We start from the raw sequence: 19404 nt of genomic DNA on the forward strand, positions 1-19404 counted from the left end.
ATCAGGCTTCCGTCCCGAACAAACCGCTTGGCCGCAGGAAAAGCACCAGCGCCATAACGATATAAATCAGCATCGATGCAAGGGCCGACCCAATCGCCGTCGCACTTGCCGGATCAAAAAACGCCTCGAACCCGATGGGCAGCAAAAACCGCCCCATCGTGTCGGTAAAGCCCACCAGAAGCGATCCGACAAGTGCGCCTTTGATCGACCCGATCCCGCCAATCACGATCACAACGAATGCAAGGATCAGAACCGGCTCGCCCATGCCGACCTGAACCGATTGCGTCGTGCCGACAAACGCCCCCGCCAGCCCGGCCAACGCCGCACCCAGCGCAAAAACAATCGTGTAAAGCCGGTCGATATTGATCCCGAGTGCCGCAATCATTTCACGGTCGGCTTCGCCCGCACGAATGCGCGTGCCAAGCCGCGTCTTGCCAATCAGCAGGAACAGCCCGCCCGCCACCATCAGACCAGCCACAATAATCGCCAGCCGAAAAATCGGATATTGCGATCCACCAGGGATAGTTACCGTGCCCGAAAGGGCTTCGGGAACATTTAAAAACAGCGGGAAAGACCCGAAAATCCACCGGGTTCCTTCGGAAAAAATAAGAATAAGCGCAAATGTCGCTAGCACCTGATCAAGGTGATCGCGTTTATAAAGCCTGCGGATCACCAGCATCTCAACCAGCGCCCCTGCAAGGGCGGCCGCCATCAAACTCGCGACAAGGCCAAGCCAGAATGAACCGGTCCACGCCGCAACGGCCGCGCACGCAAACGCGCCCACCATATAAAGCGACCCGTGCGCCAGATTGATCAGCCCCATGACACCAAAAACAAGCGTCAGACCCGATGCCATCAGAAACAGCATGACCCCCGACTGAAGGCCGTTCAGAAGCTGTTCCAGAAATAAAGAAAACATAAAGGAAAACTCCGTCGCAAGATGGCGGGCATCAGCCCCGGAAACCGGACACCAATGCCCGCCGAACCTGCCAGTCTATGAAACAGACTTCGTCGTTACATCGCACATTCCGATGCATAGGCATCGGCATGATCGATAAGGGCTGTGCCAATGATCTTGTTGGTCAGAACGTCGCCTTCCTTCACCACTTCACGGACATAGATGTCCTGGATCGGATGCTGGTTCGGGCCAAAGATGAATTTGCCACGGACGGAATTGAAGTCCGCCGCCCGCAGTGCATCACGGAAGGCGTCCTTGTCATTGACGTCGGCCTTCGCCATTGCCGAAAGCAACAGGTTGGCCGTATCAAAGCCATATGACGCATAGATCGACGGCAGGCGGCCATATTCCGCCTGGAAGGTTTCGACAAACGCCTTGTTGGTATCGTTGTCGATATCCTTGGACCAGTTGGCAGTGTTCTTGATGCCAATCGCCGCATCGCCAATCGCGCCAAGAATCCCCTGATCAAGCGAGAATGCCGGCCCGATCAACGGAATATCCACACCCGACTGGGCATACTGTTTCATGAACGCAATGCCCATGCCGCCCGGCAGGAAGAAGAACACGCTATCCGCACCCGATGCACGGATCTGCGCGATTTCGGCCGCATAGTCGGTCTGGCCAAGCTTGGTGTAAACCTCGCCCGATACATCGCCCAGATAGAAACGCTTGAAACCGGCGATGGAATCCTTGCCCGCCGGATAGTTCGGCGCCATCACAAAGGTTTTCTCGTAACCGGCACTGGTCGCATAACCGCCTGCGGCTTCATGCAGGTTGTCGTTCTGATACGAAACGCTGAAATAATTCGGGTTGCAGCCCTTGCCCGCCAATTGCGACGGTGCGGCATTGACCGAAAGATAAAACTTGTCCTGTGCCACCGCCGACGGCACCACCGCCATCGCCAGGTTCGACCAGATGATACCGGTCAGAACGTCGACCTTCTCGCTCTGGATCATTTTATCGGCAAGCTGAACCGCGATATCGGGTTTCTGCTGATCGTCTTCGATCACAACCGTCAGGTCCGGGTTGTTCGCCTGCTTGACGGCGAGCATGAAACCATCACGCGCATCGATGCCAAGCCCCGCACCGCCCCCCGAAAGGGTCGTGATCATGCCAACCTTGACCGGCTCGGCCTGTGCCGCCCCCGCCATCAGTAACGCAGCCAAAGCTGCAATTGTCGTCTTAGTGCCCTTCATCAAAGCCTCCGTGTTTATATGTTTTTATCTACTCAGCAACACGTTGATCCCGCGACTTTTTCTATCATCTGTCGTCGCAGTTTTGTGAACCTGATGCCTGCCCCTGATTTTGCAGTGTTCCATCAGGCCCGTCCATCCTCAAAGCGTGGTTCGCACCCGCCAGAGTTCCGGAAACAGTTCAACTTCCAGCATTTTTTTAAGGTAGCTCACCCCGCCGGTCCCCCCGGTCCCGCGTTTGAAGCCAATGACGCGCTCCACCGTGGTCACATGGTTGAACCGCCAACGCCGGAAATAATCCTCAAAATCCACCAGCTTCTCGGCCAGTTCATAAAGCGGCCAATGCTTTTCCGGTGCGCTGTAAACCCGATGCCACGCCGCAATCACCTCGTCATGTGCCGCGTATGGCGCACTGACATCACGCGATAACACCGCATCGGGCACCGCAATCCCCTCGCGCGCCAAAAGCGCCAGCGCCTCGTCATAAAGGCTGGGCGTTGCCAGTTCGGCGTTGAGCATCTCGGTAATGTCATCGCGGTGCGCATGCGGGCGCAACATCGCATGGTTACGATTGCCTAACATAAACTCGATCTGGCGATACTGGTATGACTGGAAGCCCGACGACGGGCCCAGCGCATCGCGAAAAGTCGTATAATCACTTGGCGTCATGGTCCGCAAAACGTCCCACGCATTGTTCAATTGCTCGAATATCCGCGATACCCGTGCCAGCATCTTGAATGCCGGTTGCAGACGGCCTTCGCGAATGGCATCGCGTGCGGCGGTAATTTCACGGATCGCAAGCTTCATCCACAATTCGGATGTCTGATGCTGAATGATAAACAGCAATTCATCCTGCGCATCGGTCAAGGGATGCTGGGCGGTCAGAACCGCATCAAGCGCCAGATAATCGCCATACGACATCTGATCGGAAAAATCGGTGCGCGCGCCCTCGGTGCTGGGGTCATAGGGCTGGTTCATCGGGCAGCCGGTATTTTGGGTTTTATCGCTCATGTCACGGCATTCCTTTTGTGGAATTCCGGCTTGTCCCAGGCCCGCGTTTCCATGATCTCGGCCAGAATCTTCACCGCGCCATCAACATCGTTGTTGTCGATATAAAGCGGGGTAAAGCCGAACCGGATGATATCAGGTGCCCTGAAATCACCAATCACGCCACGCGCGATCAGCGCCTGCATCACCGCATAGCCATCTGCGAATTTGAACGAAACCTGCGATCCGCGCTTGTTCGCATCACGCGGGCTTGCCAGTTCCAGCATCGGGCAGCTTGCCTCGACCCCGGCAATGAACTGCTCGCAAAGCTCAATGCTGCGTTTGCGGATATCGGCCATCTCGACCCCATCCCACGCCTTCATCGCCTCTTCCAGAACCGTCATCTGAATGACCGGCGGCGTGCCAACCCGCATCCGCGAAACATCCGGTGCCGGGCTGTATTCAAGGTCAAAGGCAAACGGTGCAGCATGGCCCAACCATCCCGACAATGCCGGGCGAACTGTCTGGGCGTGATCGGGCCGGACATAAATGAAGGCTGGCGCACCGGGGCCACCATTGAGATACTTGTAGGTACAACCGACCGCAAAATCGGCTTCGCATCCCGCAAGGTCGACCGGAACCGCCCCCACCGAATGCGCCAGATCCCAGATCACAATCGCCCCCGCATCATGGGCCATCTTGGTGATCCGTTTCATGTCATACATCCGCCCGGTGCGATAATCGACATGGGTCAGCATCAGAACCGCAAGGTCTTCGTTGATCAGGCTTTCGACATCTTCCGGGTTTGGCGTCTTAAGCACATGGCCCTTATCAAGGCTTTTGATCAAGCCATCGGCGATATAAAGGTCGGTCGGGAAATTGCCATTGTCGGAAACCACCACCTTGCGATCCGGGTTCATTTCAAGCGCACTGGCAAGCGCCTGATAAACCTTGATCGACAATGTATCGCCCATCACCACCGTACCCGCTGCCGCCCCGATCAGACGCGCGACCAGATCGCCAACGCGTGTCGGTTGCTCCATCCACCGGGCATCGTTCCAGCCCCGGATAAGCATCTCGCCCCATTCATCACTGATCATGGCTTTCGCCCGCGCTGCCGCCGTTTTCGGCATCGCGCCAAGCGAATTACCGTCAAGGTAAATCACCCCGTCAGGGATATGGAACAAGGCTTTGGTGGCGGCGAAGTCAATCATGCAGACATTTCCTGTTTCAGGCGGAATCGCTGGATTTTTCCAGTCGCGGTTTTCGGTAGTGCGTCGATAAACAGGATCGAACGCGGATATTTATAAGGTGCAATCGTCGCCTTGACATGATCCTGCAAAAGCTTCGCCATTTCGGGCGACGGATTGGCATTCGGGGTCAATACCACATGCGCCTGCACGATATAACCGCGTTCCTCGTCAGCAGCCGCCACCACCGCACATTCCGCCACATCCGGATGCGACAGCAACGCCGCCTCGACCTCCGGCCCGGCAATGTTATAGCCCGACGAAACGATCATATCGTCATTACGCGCGGCAAAATGGAAATAGCCGTCGCTATCGACAAAAAACGCATCCCCCGTCAGGTTCCAGCCATCGCGCACATAACCCAATTGCCGATCATCGGCCAGATACCGGCACCCGGTCGGCCCGCGCACGGCAAGCTTGCCAATCGTGCCAACCGGAAGCTCGTTCATTTCATCATCAACGATCCTGGCTTCATATCCGCCCACCGGTCGCCCGGTGCAGGCCGGATGACTGTCGCCAAACCGGTTGGAAATAAAGATATGCAGCATCTCGGTGGCACCAATGCCGTCCAGCATCGGCTTGCCGGTCTTTTCCATCCATGCCTTGTAAACCGGGGCTGGCAAAGTTTCCCCGGCTGAAACGGCGGCCCGAAGGGATGATAAATCCGCCCCGTCATCCATCGCGGCCAGCATCGCCCGATATGCCGTCGGTGCGGTAAAGCACACGGTTGCCTTATAGGTTTCGATAATCTCGATCATGTTGGGCGGCGATGCCTTTTCAAGCAGCGTCGCCGTCGCCCCGAACCGCAGCGGAAAGACGGCCAGCCCGCCAAGCCCGAATGTAAAGGCAAGCGGCGGCGATCCGACAAACACGTCATCGGGCGTCACATTCAGAACTTCCTTGGCATAGCCATCGGCAATGATCAGAAGATCACGATGGAAATGCATGGTGGCCTTGGGCTCCCCCGTCGTGCCCGATGTAAAGCCCAGCAACGCCACATCATCGCGTCCGGTCTTGACCGCCTCATATTTCACCGATTTGGTCAGCGCGATGCGATCAAGCTCCGCGTCATGATTGGCCGTACCGTCAAATCCGATGACTTTCTTAAGGAATTTACTGTCCTTGGCACACGCCACCAGTTCATCCATCAGGCGCGTATCGCAAAGGGCAAATTCGATCTCGGCCTTGTCAACGATCTGCGCCAGTTCCCCTGCACGCAGCATCGGCATGGTATTGACCACAACCGCCCCCGCCTTGGTCGCGGCTAACCAGCACGCCACCATCGCCGGATTATTGGCCGACCGGATCAGAACGCGGTTGCCGGGCTTGACCCCATAATCCTCGGCCAGCGCATGGGCAATCCGGTTGGTCCAGTCGGATAATTCCTTGTATGTCCGCTGGCGGCCATTGCCGATCAATACGGTATTATCGCCAAATCCCTGTTCGACCATCCGGTCGGTCAGCTCGACCCCGGCATTGAGATATTCGGGATACTGAAACTTTTCGAGGTTAAAGACCGGCCAACTTTCGACCGGTGGCAGATTGTCCCTTGCGAACGTATCGCTATGTGCGGTCGGACCCAGAACGTGCGACATGGTTAAGCCCCTGATACAGCTATTTTTGTGCCAGCGTTTGCCGTGCAATGATTATTTTTTGGACGTCTGACGCGCCTTCGTAAATCCGAAGGGCGCGAATTTCCCTATACAGCGTTTCAACGATGTGACCAGAACGCACACCATCGCCGCCATGTATTTGTACCGCCTTGTCGATGACGGTTTGGGCATGATCTGTTGAATAAAGTTTTGCCATCGCGGCCTCGCGCGACACCCGCGATGCCCCGCTATCCTTAAGCCACGCGGCGCGATAAACCAGAAGCGCACTGGCATCGACATCAAGTGCCATGTCGGCCACATGCCCCTGCACCATCTGCAAATCAAAAAGCGGCGCGCCAAACAGTTCGCGGGACTGAACGCGACTGATGGTTTCGTCCAACGCCCGACGGGCAAAGCCCAATGCAGCGGCGGCAACGGTCGACCGGAACACGTCCAGAACCGACATCGCGATCTTGAACCCTTCGCCGGGAAGGCCAATCAGCGCGGTTGCCGGAATACGGCAATCATCAAATTTCAACCGCGCCAGCGGATGCGGCGCAATGGTTTCCAGCCGCTCGGCAATCGAAAGGCCCGCTGTGTCGGCCGGCACCAGAAACGCCGAAAGCCCCTTGGCCCCCGGTGCCTCGCCAGTGCGGGCAAACACGCAATAAAAATCGGCAATCCCGCCATTGGAAATCCAGGTTTTCTCGCCATTCAGCACGAAATGGCCGCCATCGGACCGCGCATCAAGCGCGATATTGGCAACGTCTGATCCCGATTGCGGTTCGGTCAGGGCAAAGGCGGCAATCGCCTTGCCGGACCGTACTTTCGGCAGGATCTCTGCGCGCTGGGCCCTGGTGCCAAACAGCGAAATCGCCCCGCTGCCAAGCCCCTGCATGGCAAAGGCAAAATCGGCCAGCCCGTCATAACGCGCCAGCGTCTCGCGGATCAGGCAAAGCGACCGGACGTCAAGCTTCGCCCCGTCCTGATCGGGGTCACAATCCGGGTCAATCGCCGCATGCTTCAGCCACCCGCCATCATTAAGCCGCGCCACCAGATCGCGGCACGCCCCATCGACATCATGATGATCAATACCGTCAAGATTGGCCGCCGCCCACGCATCAAGCCGTGCGGCAAGCTCGCGGTGCCGGTCTTCGAAAAACGGCCAGTCAAGATAGGACGTATCAGCCATCAGTTCCCCTCGAACACCGGTTTTTCCTTGGCGACAAATGCCTTGTAGGCGCGGTTGAAATCCTCGGTCTGCATGCAGATCGCCTGCGCCTGCGCTTCGGCCTCAATCGCCTGCTCGATCCCCATATTCCATTCCTGCGCCAGCATGGTTTTCGTCATCATGTGACCGAAATTCGGGCCTTCGGAAATCCGGGTCGCAAGCGCTATCGCCTCGGCCTCCAGAACGTCACTCTCGACCAGCCGGTTATAGAAGCCCCAACGCTCGCCCTCATCGGCACTCATGGATCGTCCGGTATAAAGAAGTTCCGCCGCCCGGCCCTGCCCGATGATGCGCGGCAGGATCGCACATGCCCCCATGTCACACCCCGCAAGCCCGACACGGGTAAACAGGAACGCTGTTTTCGATACCGGGGTCGCAATGCGCAAATCGGATGCCATGGCAATGATCGCCCCGGCACCAACGCAAATGCCATCGACGGCTGCAATCACCGGCTTGCCACAGCCAATGATCGCCTTGACCAGATCGCCGGTCATGCGGGTAAATTCCAGAAGCCCCTTCATGTCCTTGTCGATCAGCGGGCCGATAATGTCGTGCACATCCCCACCCGAACAGAAATTGCCGCCGTTCGATCCAAACACCACCGCCTTGATATCATCGGCATAGACCAGATCGCGGAACGTATCGCGAAGCTCGGCATAACTCTCGAACGTCAGCGGGTTTTTGCGTTCCGGCCGATCCAGCGAAATGACCGCAACATCGCCTTCCATGCGCCAGTTGAAATGCATTGGCGTGATGTTTGCCATCTTAGTCATGGTGCGCCTCGTTATGATGATAAACAGTCCGAAGAATACGGATCAGGGCATCGGCATCATGGGCCGACAGATCGGAAAACAGCTCGGAAACCCAGCCTTCATGCACCAATGCCCGCTCGGCAAAATCCTTCTCGCCCGCTTCCGTCAGGCGCACGATCGATGCCCGCCGATCATTTTCAACCGGCACCCGGACCAGCATCCCCTCGGTGACAAGCCGGTCAACAATCCCGGTGACATTGCCGTTTGAAACCATCAACGCACTTGAAAGCTCGCTCATGCGCATGCCATCGCGGGACCGGTAAAGGGCGGCCATCACGTCAAAGCGCGGCAGGGTGGAGCCGAATTCAAGGCGCATCTTCTCGCGAAGCTCGCCCTCGATCTTGCGCGACACTTTCAGGATTTGCAGCCACGCCCGAAGGCGCGCCTTTGAGATATCCGATGTTTCATTGTGCGGCATATCGGGGTCGCGGACTGTTTTATCCATATTCATATCTCTCCTCCCGATACCGAAATCGCCTGCCCGGTGATTGATGCGGCCTGGCGGCTTGCCAGCCACATCACGGTCTCGGCAACTTCTTCGGGCGCGATGAACCGGTTCTGCGGATTGATCTTCGCAAGGCTTGCGCGCGCGTCTTCCGCACTCATGCCGGTTTTCCCAACGATATTGGCAACCGATTGTTCAAGCATCGGCGTTTCCATGAAACCGGGGCAAACCGCATTGACCGTGATCGGCGTTGATGCAAGTTCCGTGGCAAGGCTTTTGACAAGCCCGATGACCGCATGCTTTGCCGCGCAATAGGCAGTGACATAGGCATAACCCCGAAGCCCCGCTGTCGATGCAATCGAAATCAACCGCCCCGGCTTGGCGCGGTCCATCACGTTCAATCCCTCGCGGAACGTCAAAAACGTCCCCGTCAGGTTCACATCCATCGTGCGTTTCCAAAGATCAATGGATGTTTTGCCAAACGAAGCACTTTCGGCCATGCCCGCATTGGCAATCACCAGATCGGGCGCGCCGGTCACATCGCAAAATGTGCCAAACATCGCACGGACCGATGCCTCGTCCGTCACATCGGCGGGGATGGCGGTGATACCCGGATGTCTTGCCACCTCGGCCAGCATTTCGGCACGGCGGCCTGATACCGCGACCTTGACCCCGGCATCGGCCAGCATACGGGCCATCACGGCCCCCACACCAGTTCCACCGCCGGTAATCAATGCTGTGCTGATGGCAAGGTTTCCCATGGGTTACACCTTCCCGGTCATGACGTCGGACCGTTCCGCCAGACGCCACATCTGATCGCGCCCGGCATGGTACGGTTCCGGCCAGTTTTCCGTCCGGTTGCCAAGCGTTGCCGCCGCATGCAGCGTCCAGTACGGATCGGCCAGATGCGGCCGCGCAAGGCATACAAGGTCCGCCCGTCCCGCCATCAGGATCGAATTGACGTGATCGGGTTCGTAAATATTGCCAACCGCCATGGTTGCCATATGCGCTTCGTTGCGGATCCGGTCGGAAAATGGCGTCTGGAACATGCGGCCATAAACGGGCCGTGCGGCCTTGGTCGTCTGACCGGCGGACACGTCACAGATATCAACATGATGGGCCTGCAACATCCGGGCGATCTCGACCGCTTCTTCGGGCGTGACACCCTCATCCCCGACCCAGTCATTGGCCGAAATACGCACCGATAACGGCTTGTGCGCCGGCCATGCGGCACGCACCGCATCAATGACCTCCAACGGATAACGCATCCGGTTTTCAAGCGACCCGCCATATTCATCCGCCCGCGTATTGCTGACCGGGCTGATGAAGGATGACAGAAGATATCCGTGCGCGGCATGGACCTCGATCATGTCAAAGCCCGCCCGATCCGCCATTTCGGCAGCGGCCACAAACTGATCGCGCACCCTATCCATATCATCGCGCGTCATCGGTTTTGGCGTCTGGTTACGATCCGACCACGCAATGTCGGATGCCGACAATAACGGCCAGTTACCCAATTTCAGCGGCGCATCCATTTCTTCCCAACCAAGCTGCGTCGAACCCTTGCGCCCGGAATGGCCAATCTGCGCACAGATTTTGGCATCCGTTTCGGAATGAACGAAATCGGTAATCCGTTTCCATGCCGCCTCGTGCGACGGGACATAAAAACCGGGGCACCCCGGCGTGATGCGGCCGGTATCGGAAACGCAGGTCATCTCGGTATAAACCAGCCCGGCCCCACCCTTGGCCCGTTCGGCATAATGCACCAGATGCCAGTCGGTCGGGCAGCCATCCACCGCCTTGTACTGCGCCATCGGCGACACCACGATGCGGTTTTTCAGTTTCATGTCACGCAATGTAAACGGCACGAACATCGGATGACGGACTTCGTCATTTGCCGGATCATTTGCAACTATGCCCGCCTTGCGCTGGAACCATCCTTCGGCATCCTTAAGCCACTTGGCATCACGCATCCGAAGGTTCTCATGGCTGATGCGCTGCGATCTGGTCAGAAGGGAATAGGTAAACTGCACCGGATCGAAATGGAAATACCGCTCGATCTCCTCGAACCATTCCATCGAATTGCGTGCTGCCGATTGCAGGCGCAAAACCTCCAACCGGCGTTCGTCTTCATATTTGGCAAAGGCGGATGGAAGGTCGGCCTCGGAATGCAGGTAATTGGCAAGCCCGATGGCACTTTCAAGCGCAAGCTTCGTACCCGATCCGATGGAAAAATGCGCCGTCGCCGCCGCATCCCCCATAAGGACGATATTTTCATGCGACCATGTTTTGCAAAGCACACGCGGGAAGCTCAACCACGCCGACCCGCGCACATGATGCGCATTGCTGATAAGCGCATGACCGCCCAGATGGTCCTTGAAGATTTCCTCGCAGGTGGCAATCGACTCTTCCTTGGTCATGTCGCCAAAACCATAGGCGTCCCAGGTCGCTTGCGAACATTCGACAATAAAGGTCGCGGTCTTGTCATCAAACTGATAGGCGTGCGCCCAGACCCAGCCCTTCTCGGTTTCCTCGAAAATGAATGTAAAGGCATCATCAAATTTCTGATGCGTGCCCAGCCAGACAAACTTGCATTTCCGCGTATCGATATCGGGCTGGAATTTATCGGCAAACTCGCTACGCGTTTTGGAATTAAGCCCGTCGGATGCGACGACAAGGTCAAATTCCCTAGCATAATGCGCGGCACTTTCGGCCTCGGTCTCAAACCGTAAATCAACGCCCAATTCGCGTGCCCGCTGCTGCAAAAGGATCAAAAGCTGCTTGCGCCCGATGCCGCAAAAACCATGCCCGGTCGATACGGTTTTTTCGCCACGATACTGAACGGCCACATCATCCCAATAAGAAAAATGCGCCCGGATCGCCTCGGCACTCTTGGCATCGTTTTCCGCAAGGTTATTAAGCGTCTCGTCGGACAACACAACGCCCCAGCCGAACGTGTCGTCTGGCTTGTTGCGCTCAAACACCACGACCTCATGACCGGGATCACGCAATTTCATCGAAATCGCAAAATAAAGCCCCGCAGGACCGCCACCCAAACAAGCTATTCTCACCTGACTTTCCCTTCTTGATATGGGGGTCTTTGCCCCGGTTGTTTTGGGAAACTTCAAAAACGGTACGCCTGCCCGACATTTATTTCAAGCATAAAATATTTGGGTTTGAAATATCTCGATTTTCCCCTAGAATCCCTGAAACAAGATGATGCAAGTTGCTTCAAGCAAGCCAACAACAAGGTATCTCTGATGTCCGACCTGCGGTCATGTTTCCGCGAGCCAATTCCTGAAATTGCGATAGCGGCTCAGTATTTGGATGCTGCGGTAACCGCGCACCTAAAGGGGGAACATGAACAGGCCGCCACGCTGATCAAACGATCAGATATGCCGATCATCCGGGACTGGACGGAATCAATCTGGGGCAAGAACAGCCACTACGTTTCCTCTGGCGGGATTTCTGACACAGCACCTGTTTTGACCAAACAACAGCGGGTCGTGGCCCGAATGCCAAATGCGCTGGAAAAAGGGTATCTCCATGAACGGGATGCTTTCCATTGCCGCTTTTGCGGCATTCCCGTCATTCGCAAAGAAGTCCGTGCGAAATTCGCAGTGCTCTACCCGGAATCTTTAAAATGGGGCCGGAAAAACACCGAACAGCACGCCGCATTTCAAGCGATGTGGCTTCAGTATGATCACGTGATTCCCCACGCAAGGGGCGGCAACAACGACCTCGATAATCTGGTGATTACGTGCGCACCATGTAACTTTGGGCGGATGAATTTTCTGACCGAAGAAGTCGGGCTCCTTAATCCCAGAACCAGAGAGCCTTTTCGTAGCTCTTGGGACGGGCTGGAACGATTGATGACGTGATTCGATACTGAAGGACCTAACGAAGTCTATTGCGGGCTGAAACAGAAACCCGCATTCCAAAAATGGATGTATTTGTCGGAAGAATTAAAACTGGTTTGCCTGATACCCAAGTAATCCCAAGTTGCAAGCATTCCTATGAAGGGAAACACAGAATGCTACTGATTGATCATCTTAAGAAATATCATTCTTTTGAAGATCGCGACTTTGGTCCCGGTCTTACTCTGCGTTTCAGTGCGCGAAACAGGATTAATGTTCTTGAGACACATGGAACTTTAAAACGTATTTTCTATCGAAACCATTTTGTCCCTGTTTCGAATGTCTTTCGCAATGGAGACCGACTAAAGGTTCGAAATGGCGGGGAACTATCACGGGGGGACTACCGATCTTGGTTTGGCAAAGGGTTTGTGTACGATGAGTTTCATGAATTCAGTTTTGCATCCGTATCGAGTGATCGATTTCACTACGGATTAATTCGAAACAACTGCAACTTCGAAATCTATGCGCCTGTCTTGGCATTCTGCGGGGAAATTGAGGTCGCAATTGATATCTAGCGATCTAGCAATATGAATTTCCAGATAAGGGAAGCGTAACGATTTCAACTTCAACGGGAGGCATCATGCGCTGGTTCAAGAAAAAAGCCCTAGAAGGGGCCCTGAAGAAAATCAAAGCGGGGCACCCTAATGGCTTTCCCTATTTGACAAATGCATTGCAAGTAGGGGCCGATCCCAACGCCCATCTCTCAGGTGGCTTAACCCCTCTTATGCTCTGTTGTTTCCTTGAAGATGGAATGCTGGCAGCAAAGATCCTACGCGAATACGGAGCCGATCCCCTTGTGTTAGACAGATCAGGATCATTCAATGCAATTCAGTTCGCCCAGAACCAAGGGTGCGACGGTTTAGCCGAAACCCTAGAAATGCATTCCAACGTCGAATCTTTAAGATCTCAGCTATTGGGAAATTAACTAACCATTAGAGGTTGCGCCTAGAGGTAGATTTGAACCGCTAGCAACGGCGCAACGACAGAACACATAAAAATGGATTCCAAACAAGGGACGATAAAAAAATGATCACCAACTGGGACGACGCATACGCCAATGGCGACCATATCAGGGGTGCGGCGGAATTTCCCGGCATGTGGGCCGAACTGGCATCGGCCTTCCGCGATGAAATGACCGCCGCGAACCGGGCGGAACTCGATATTGCCTATGGCAACACGGATCGCGAAAAATACGACCTGTTCCTGCCCGAAGGCACGCCAAAGGGCACGGTCGTTTTCGTGCATGGCGGCTACTGGAAGGCATTTGATAAATCGACATGGTCGCATCTGGCACGCGGGGCCGTTGCGCGCGGCTGGGCGGTCTGCCTGCCAAGCTACACCTTGGCCCCCGATGCCCGCCTGTCGGAAATCACCCGCCAGATCGGGGCGGCGATTGATCATGTTGCCAACCGCATTGCAGGCCCGATCCACCTGACCGGCCATTCGGCGGGCGGTCATCTGGTCAGCCGGATGAATTGCGTCACCTCGCCCCTGTCAACGGCGACACAGGCACGCATCAAAAACACCGTATCGATCAGCGGCCTGCATGATCTGCGCCCGCTTCTGAAAACCGCGATGAATGATGTGCTGAAACTCGACGAGGATGAGGCAATCGCCGAGAGTGCGGCGCTGACCCGCCCGCATCTGCCATGCTCCATCACCTGCTGGGTCGGCGCGGATGAACGGCCGGAATTTGTCCGCCAGAACGATCTTCTTGCCAATATCTGGACCGGGCTTGGTGCATCGACCCGGGCGGTCGAGGCCCCCGGCAAACACCATTTCGACGTCATCGCCGATCTGGCCGATCCGGATTCCGATCTGGTCGCCTGCCTGTTGCATCCGATTGAGCCGGAGGACGCATAATGTCGACAATGTCACCGGTCAGCCTCACAACCGAAAACGACATCGCGATCATCACGATTGATCACCCGCCGATCAACGCCACCAGCCATGCGGTCCGTCTGGGAATCTGGGATGCGATTGATCAGGTCAACCGCGATGATGCCATCCGGGCCGCGATCCTGATCTGTGCGGGATCAACCTTTATCGCCGGTGCCGATGTTACCGAATTTGGCAAACCGCCAATCGACCCGATCCTGCCCGATCTGATCCTGAAACTCGAACAATCGACCAAGCCGCTGATTGCCGCCCTTCACGGCAATGCCCTTGGCGGCGGGCTTGAGGTCGCACTCGGCTGTCATTACCGCATCGCGACCGCGACGGCCAAATTGGGCCTGCCCGAAGTCAATCTTGGCCTGATCCCCGGTGCCGGTGGCACCGTGCGATTACCCCGCCTGATCGCGGTTGAAAACGCGATCACCATGATCACCGGCGGCAAGCCGTTCAATACCACCACCGCCCATGATTTCGGCCTGATCGACGAAATTGTGGATGGCGATTTGCGGACTGCGGCAATCGCCTTGGCCGAGCGGATCAAAAATACCCCCTGCCCGGTCGCCCTGATCGACCGCGCCCCGGTCAATGCCCCGGATGCCGATGCTTGGGATGCCCTGATTGCCGGGATCGGCAAAAAGGCCCGTGGGCAGGACGCCCCGGTGATTGCCGCCCGGACCATCCGGGCCGCCGTGACCGGCGACGCCAGAACCGCCCTTGGATTGGAACGCGAAAACTTCATTCGCCTTCGCGACAGTGACCAGTCAAAGGCGCTGCGTCATATTTTCTTTGCCGAACGATCCGTTGCCAAGCTGCCCGAACTGGCCGGGGTCGCCCCCCGCACCATTGCCGAAATCGGCGTCATCGGCGGCGGCATCATGGGGGCCGGGATTGCCACCGCCGCCCTTCTGGCCGGCTATGCCGTGGTGATGATCGAACGCGATGACGATGCCTGTGAACGCGGCATTGCCAATGTCCGCCATCATCTTGGCGGGTCGCTCAAACGCGGCATCATCACCCAGTCCCGCCATGATCAGCTTCTGGGCGATCTCGTCAGCAGCACGGATTACGCCACCCTCGCCGATTGCGATCTGGTGATCGAGGCCGTGTTCGAGGACATGGCCGTCAAGCATGACGTGTTTGCCAAACTCTCCGCCCATTGCAAATCCGATGCGGTGCTGGCATCCAATACCTCCTATCTCGACATCGATGCGATTGCGACTGCCTGCACCCATCCCGAACGGGTGATCGGCCTGCATTTCTTCTCCCCGGCGCATGTGATGAAATTGCTCGAAGTCGTCCGCACCCGGTTGGCCAGCCCCGCAACACTCGCAACTGCCCTTGCCTTCGCCAGACGGCTTGGCAAGATCGCGGTCCCTTGCGGGGTGTGTGATGGCTTCATCGGCAACCGGATCATGTCGGCCTATCGCAAACATTGCGAATACATGCTCGAAGACGGATCTCTCCCGTCTGACATTGACCGCGCCATGACCAATTTCGGCTTCCCGATGGGCCTGTTTGCCATGCAGGACATGGCAGGCCTTGAAATCTCATGGGCCACCCGCAAACGCCTGGCCCCCACCCGTGACCCGAATGAACGCTATGTCGCCCTTGGGGATTACCTCTGTGAAATGGGCCGTTTCGGGCGCAAGAATGGCCTTGGGTGGTATCGCTATGATGAACATGGCAAAGCATCCCCTGATCCTGTTATCGATGAACTGGTGATCGCTGAATCGGCGAAAAAGGGCATCAAACGCCGCCCGTTTTCCGATGCCGAAATCATCGAAACCATCCTGTCTGCCATGCAGGCAGAAGGCGAAAAAATCCTGGCCGAGGGCATCGCGCATAGCCCGGACGCCATCGATGTCGTGATGGTCAACGGCTACGGCTTCCCCCGCCACAAGGGCGGGCCGATGCACCTAAAAAAGACCGCCTGAAGACCCGAAATCCGGGGCTTTCACCGCCCCGGAAAGGTGCCCGAACCCGGCCCTTCTCCAGCATCACCGCGACCAGCGGCCCGGTACAAACCGGGCGCAACTCGGGCATAAAGCCACCCAAATGACGCTCAACTGGCGCTCAAACAGCCCGCAAACCGGGCGCAACTCTCCCGCTTGGCCACTTTTGACTGCTTTTGACTGCCGTTTGCCCCCCATTTGACCGCCATCAAAACGGCTAAAATCGCCGCCCATGGCCATAATACCGACCCGACGAACCGCCAATCTGGCTCCCGCCGCACACCACATTCCGCCAAAACAAAAACGCCCGCCGGGAAGTTCCCGACGGGCGCAATTCTGGTGTTGACTTGGTTCTTATAGCAGACCAAAAAGAACAAATCAAGAACTTTTTGATGGGGTCAGCGATTTTTTTCGCTTACCCGACCAGAACTTCCTTGCCAGTCGAAAGCGATTCAAGCGCCGCATCGGCCAGAAGCAACGCTTTCAGGCCATCGGCACCGCTGGGATAGTTGCTGGTTTTACCCGCCACCACATCACAGAAAGTCGTCAGCTCGATCCGATAGGCATCGGCATAACGCGACATGAAGAAATCCATCAACGGTTCGGCCGTATATCCCGATCCGTTCGCCACCGTCACCGACGTGGTGCGATGGTTTCCGGCCTCGACCAAGCCTTTTGAGCCATGCACTTCGATGCGCTGGTCATAGCCATATGTCGCACGACGCGAATTGGTGATCACCGCCATCCGACCACTTTTGGTCCGAAGCGTCGCCGCAGCACTATCGACATCGCCGGTCGCCTTGATCGCCGGATCGGTCAGGACCGCACCGGTCGCATAGACCGATACAATCTCCTCGCCCAGAAGGAAGCGCGCCATATCAAGGTCATGGATCATCATATCGCGGAAAAGCCCGCCCGACCGTTTGATATAATCAACCGGCGGCGCGGACGGATCACGCGACGTGATCTGCACCATTTCAACATCGCCAATCGCGCCCGCGTCAATCTCGGCGCGAAGACGGGCAAAACTGGGGTCAAAACGACGGTTGAAGCCAACCATCAGAACCGCACCGGTTTCTTCAACCACCTTCAGGCAATCGCGGACCCGCCCGGCATCCAGATCGACCGGCTTTTCACAGAAAATCGCCTTGCCCGCCCGCGCGGCCAGTTCGATCTGATCGGCATGAAGGTCGGTGGGCGTGGCAATGATAACGGCGTGAATATTGCCATCCGCCATGATTTCCTCGACCGTCGCACGGGTCGCCCCGGTAAGGGCAATCGCGTTTTCCGCCGCGGCATCGACCGGGTCGAAAACCTTGGCGATTTTGGCATTTGGCAGGGCCTGAACGGCTTTGGCGTGGGTGATGCCGATACGGCCAGCACCAAGAAGTCCGATATTAAGCATGTCTGACATCCTGAAAGGACAAATGTTGCGAAGATGGGAATACGGAAAACGGGTTATTTGCTGTCGCGCTGGAAAATCCAGTCATGATCGGGATGGTTCTGGAACCGCCATTTGCGCATCGGCCCGGCCATGACATTCAGGTAATACATCTCATAGCCATAAGGACTGCCGCACGGGTGATGCCCCTTGGGCACCAGCACCACATCGCCGTCCGAAACCGCCATGGTTTCGTCAAGCTCCCCATCCTCGGTAAACACCCGCTGGAAACCGAAACCCTGCTTGGGGTTAAGCCGGTGATAATAGGTTTCCTCAAGGTATGTCATGTCGGGATAATTATCCTCGTCATGGCGGTGCGGCGGATAGCTTGACCAGTTGCCCGACGGGGTGAAAACCTCGGTCACGAGAAGACTGTCGGCAATATCCTTTTCCTCCATCGCAATCGGATGGATGTATCGGGTATTGGCCCCCTTGCCGCGTTCGACCAGCTCGATATCGCTGATCACGCGGGCCGGATAATTTCCCTTGCCCGGCGCGGTACAGACCGCCAGAACGCAATCGGTTGTGGCCTTGGCGTTCCAATCGGTATCGTTGGGCGCATAGACACAGGCTGGCGGGATACGTTCAAACACGCTCATGCGTTTGCCCAGTTCCCCGAAATTCTGATCGCCCACCGTGATTTCGGCCTTGCCTTCGACAAGGACCAAAATCACCTCGCGGTCGCCCGTCGGCTCGGCTGCCGCTTCACCCGCTTTCAGGTGATAAAGCCCGAACCCGACATAGCCCCAATTGGCACTTTGGGCGGTAATGTCATGGACTTTTCCGGTTGTCCCCGACGGTTTCCTCAGCAGATCGGCCATCAGGCTTCTCCCTTATCCAGTCCGGTTTTCTGCGCCATCGCACGCAGCGCCTTAAGTCCCATCGACTGATATTTGAACGGGTTGCGCACAACCGGGTCCTGTTCTGCCTCGATCACCAGCCAGCCGGAATAACCATGCTCGGCCGCGATTTTCAAAACCGGTTCGAAATCAACAATGCCTTCCTCGTCGCCGGGCACGGTAAACACCCCGCGCCGCACCCCTTCAAGGAAGCTCAGATGCTGATTACGCACCTGCTCGGCGATTTTCGGACGGACATTCTTGCAATGGATATGCGCCACCCGATCCATATAACGGCTGGCCAGTTCTTCGGGATTTGCCCCACCAAACCATGCATGCCCGGTATCAAGCAACAAATGCGTTTTCGGGCCGGTATGGGTCATGAAGGCATGAATTTCATCAGCCGTTTCAACAATCGTGCCCATATGGTGGTGATACACCAATGTCACACCCTGTTCGGCGCAATAGGCGGCAATCGCCTCGACATCCGCGCCAAATTTCGCCCATTTATCCGCTGGCAAAACCGGGCTATCAGACAAGGCTGCATTGTCATTGCCATGGATCGCATTGCTGGTTTCGCACACGATGCAGACCTTGCATCCCATGGCTTTCAGCAAATCCAGATGCGGCTGTATCGCCTTTTTCTCGTCCTCGACCGAATGGGTCAGAAGGTTAAGCGAATGCCAGCCCGACACGAATTTAAGCCCGTTGGGATCAAGCTTGGCCTTCAGTGCCGCCGGTTCGGTCGGCATCTTGTGGCCTTTTTCAATCCCGTCAAAACCGATTTCACCTGCTTCGGACAAACAGGTTTCAAGGCTGATTTCAGCACCCAGCGTCTGATCATCGTCATTGGACCAGGCAATCGGGTTGGTACCGTAAAGGATCATTTTC

General features: G+C 56.6%; 17 protein-coding genes. 4 read left to right on the forward strand and 13 right to left on the reverse strand.

All coding sequences use genetic code 11. From position 1 onward, the window contains the following. Position 1: 1 nt before the first annotated feature. From SMB34_RS20300 to SMB34_RS20345, 10 genes are all read right to left on the reverse strand, one after another. The gene (locus tag SMB34_RS20300) at positions 2 to 919 is read right to left on the reverse strand and encodes a branched-chain amino acid ABC transporter permease (RefSeq protein WP_037992743.1); all 918 of its coding nucleotides are present in this window, start codon (positions 917 to 919) and stop codon (positions 2 to 4) included. 95 nt (positions 920 to 1014) lie between these two features. Next, positions 1015 to 2154, reverse strand: a complete 1140-nt coding sequence (locus tag SMB34_RS20305; protein ID WP_037992746.1) for an ABC transporter substrate-binding protein — start codon at positions 2152 to 2154, stop codon at positions 1015 to 1017. A gap of 138 nt (positions 2155 to 2292) precedes the next feature. After that, entirely contained in the window at positions 2293 to 3162 is an 870-nt protein-coding gene (kynA, locus tag SMB34_RS20310; RefSeq protein ID WP_205618075.1) for a tryptophan 2,3-dioxygenase, read from the reverse strand. Beyond that, positions 3159 to 4352 (reverse strand): kynureninase, encoded by a 1194-nt coding sequence (kynU, locus tag SMB34_RS20315; RefSeq protein WP_037992748.1) that lies wholly within the window; start codon positions 4350 to 4352, stop codon positions 3159 to 3161. The genes kynA and kynU overlap by 4 nt, the downstream gene beginning before the upstream one ends. Beyond that, on the reverse strand, positions 4349 to 5983 hold the full coding sequence (locus tag SMB34_RS20320) for an AMP-binding protein (RefSeq protein ID WP_037992751.1): 1635 nt from the start codon (positions 5981 to 5983) through the stop codon (positions 4349 to 4351). The genes kynU and SMB34_RS20320 overlap by 4 nt, the downstream gene beginning before the upstream one ends. A gap of 19 nt (positions 5984 to 6002) precedes the next feature. After that, complete coding sequence (locus tag SMB34_RS20325; protein ID WP_037992752.1) at positions 6003 to 7172, reverse strand: acyl-CoA dehydrogenase family protein; 1170 nt, start codon at positions 7170 to 7172, stop codon at positions 6003 to 6005. After that, positions 7172 to 7984 (reverse strand): enoyl-CoA hydratase family protein, encoded by an 813-nt coding sequence (locus SMB34_RS20330; protein ID WP_037992753.1) that lies wholly within the window; start codon positions 7982 to 7984, stop codon positions 7172 to 7174. The genes SMB34_RS20325 and SMB34_RS20330 overlap by 1 nt, the downstream gene beginning before the upstream one ends. Continuing rightward, positions 7977 to 8468, reverse strand: coding sequence for a MarR family winged helix-turn-helix transcriptional regulator (locus tag SMB34_RS20335; RefSeq protein WP_240478889.1), 492 nt, complete (start codon positions 8466 to 8468; stop codon positions 7977 to 7979). Before SMB34_RS20335 ends, SMB34_RS20330 begins: the two co-directional genes overlap by 8 nt. A gap of 2 nt (positions 8469 to 8470) precedes the next feature. Beyond that, complete coding sequence (locus SMB34_RS20340) at positions 8471 to 9229, reverse strand: SDR family NAD(P)-dependent oxidoreductase (RefSeq protein ID WP_037992755.1); 759 nt, start codon at positions 9227 to 9229, stop codon at positions 8471 to 8473. Between the two features lie 3 nt (positions 9230 to 9232). Then, on the reverse strand, positions 9233 to 11539 hold the full coding sequence (locus tag SMB34_RS20345) for a bifunctional salicylyl-CoA 5-hydroxylase/oxidoreductase (RefSeq protein WP_037992833.1): 2307 nt from the start codon (positions 11537 to 11539) through the stop codon (positions 9233 to 9235). Positions 11540 to 11644: 105 nt separating this feature from the next. Here SMB34_RS20345 and SMB34_RS20350 point away from each other — a divergent pair, with 105 nt between their 5' ends. From SMB34_RS20350 to SMB34_RS20370, 4 genes are all read left to right on the forward strand, one after another. Further along, on the forward strand, positions 11645 to 12349 hold the full coding sequence (locus SMB34_RS20350; RefSeq protein WP_205618076.1) for an HNH endonuclease: 705 nt from the start codon (positions 11645 to 11647) through the stop codon (positions 12347 to 12349). Between the two features lie 616 nt (positions 12350 to 12965). Further along, complete coding sequence (locus tag SMB34_RS20360) at positions 12966 to 13310, forward strand: hypothetical protein (protein ID WP_037992758.1); 345 nt, start codon at positions 12966 to 12968, stop codon at positions 13308 to 13310. Positions 13311 to 13411: 101 nt separating this feature from the next. Beyond that, complete coding sequence (locus SMB34_RS20365; protein ID WP_037992760.1) at positions 13412 to 14248, forward strand: alpha/beta hydrolase; 837 nt, start codon at positions 13412 to 13414, stop codon at positions 14246 to 14248. Next, positions 14248 to 16215, forward strand: coding sequence for a 3-hydroxyacyl-CoA dehydrogenase NAD-binding domain-containing protein (locus SMB34_RS20370; protein ID WP_240478890.1), 1968 nt, complete (start codon positions 14248 to 14250; stop codon positions 16213 to 16215). Before SMB34_RS20365 ends, SMB34_RS20370 begins: the two co-directional genes overlap by 1 nt. A gap of 433 nt (positions 16216 to 16648) precedes the next feature. On the opposite strand, the gene iolG is transcribed toward SMB34_RS20370, so the two are convergent. From iolG to iolE, 3 genes are read right to left on the reverse strand one after another with little or no spacing between them, the layout of a single operon-like run. Continuing rightward, entirely contained in the window at positions 16649 to 17638 is a 990-nt protein-coding gene (iolG, locus tag SMB34_RS20375; RefSeq protein ID WP_037992762.1) for an inositol 2-dehydrogenase, read from the reverse strand. Positions 17639 to 17691: 53 nt separating this feature from the next. Continuing rightward, complete coding sequence (gene iolB, locus SMB34_RS20380; protein ID WP_037992764.1) at positions 17692 to 18495, reverse strand: 5-deoxy-glucuronate isomerase; 804 nt, start codon at positions 18493 to 18495, stop codon at positions 17692 to 17694. Next, positions 18495 to 19400, reverse strand: coding sequence for a myo-inosose-2 dehydratase (gene iolE, locus SMB34_RS20385; protein ID WP_037992766.1), 906 nt, complete (start codon positions 19398 to 19400; stop codon positions 18495 to 18497). Before iolE ends, iolB begins: the two co-directional genes overlap by 1 nt. Between the last annotated feature and the right edge of the window lie 4 nt (positions 19401 to 19404).

This window comes from Thalassospira permensis NBRC 106175 (assembly GCF_000714555.1).
Classification (GTDB): domain Bacteria; phylum Pseudomonadota; class Alphaproteobacteria; order Rhodospirillales; family Thalassospiraceae; genus Thalassospira; species Thalassospira xiamenensis.

Bases quoted from the DNA above. Each gene is read 5' to 3' on its own strand.
- SMB34_RS20300 (WP_037992743.1), bottom strand. From the start codon at position 919: ATGTTTTCTTTATTTCTGGAACAGCTTCTGAACGGCCTTCAGTCGGGG.
- SMB34_RS20305 (WP_037992746.1), bottom strand. From the start codon at position 2,154: ATGAAGGGCACTAAGACGACAATTGCAGCTTTGGCTGCGTTACTGATG.
- kynA (WP_205618075.1), bottom strand. From the start codon at position 3,162: ATGAGCGATAAAACCCAAAATACCGGCTGCCCGATGAACCAGCCCTAT.
- kynU (WP_037992748.1), bottom strand. From the start codon at position 4,352: ATGATTGACTTCGCCGCCACCAAAGCCTTGTTCCATATCCCTGACGGG.
- SMB34_RS20320 (WP_037992751.1), bottom strand. From the start codon at position 5,983: ATGTCGCACGTTCTGGGTCCGACCGCACATAGCGATACGTTCGCAAGG.
- SMB34_RS20325 (WP_037992752.1), bottom strand. From the start codon at position 7,172: ATGGCTGATACGTCCTATCTTGACTGGCCGTTTTTCGAAGACCGGCAC.
- SMB34_RS20330 (WP_037992753.1), bottom strand. From the start codon at position 7,984: ATGACTAAGATGGCAAACATCACGCCAATGCATTTCAACTGGCGCATG.
- SMB34_RS20335 (WP_240478889.1), bottom strand. From the start codon at position 8,468: ATGGATAAAACAGTCCGCGACCCCGATATGCCGCACAATGAAACATCG.
- SMB34_RS20340 (WP_037992755.1), bottom strand. From the start codon at position 9,229: ATGGGAAACCTTGCCATCAGCACAGCATTGATTACCGGCGGTGGAACT.
- SMB34_RS20360 (WP_037992758.1), top strand. From the start codon at position 12,966: ATGCGCTGGTTCAAGAAAAAAGCCCTAGAAGGGGCCCTGAAGAAAATC.
- SMB34_RS20365 (WP_037992760.1), top strand. From the start codon at position 13,412: ATGATCACCAACTGGGACGACGCATACGCCAATGGCGACCATATCAGG.
- SMB34_RS20370 (WP_240478890.1), top strand. From the start codon at position 14,248: ATGTCGACAATGTCACCGGTCAGCCTCACAACCGAAAACGACATCGCG.
- iolG (WP_037992762.1), bottom strand. From the start codon at position 17,638: ATGCTTAATATCGGACTTCTTGGTGCTGGCCGTATCGGCATCACCCAC.
- iolB (WP_037992764.1), bottom strand. From the start codon at position 18,495: ATGGCCGATCTGCTGAGGAAACCGTCGGGGACAACCGGAAAAGTCCAT.
- iolE (WP_037992766.1), bottom strand. From the start codon at position 19,400: ATGATCCTTTACGGTACCAACCCGATTGCCTGGTCCAATGACGATGAT.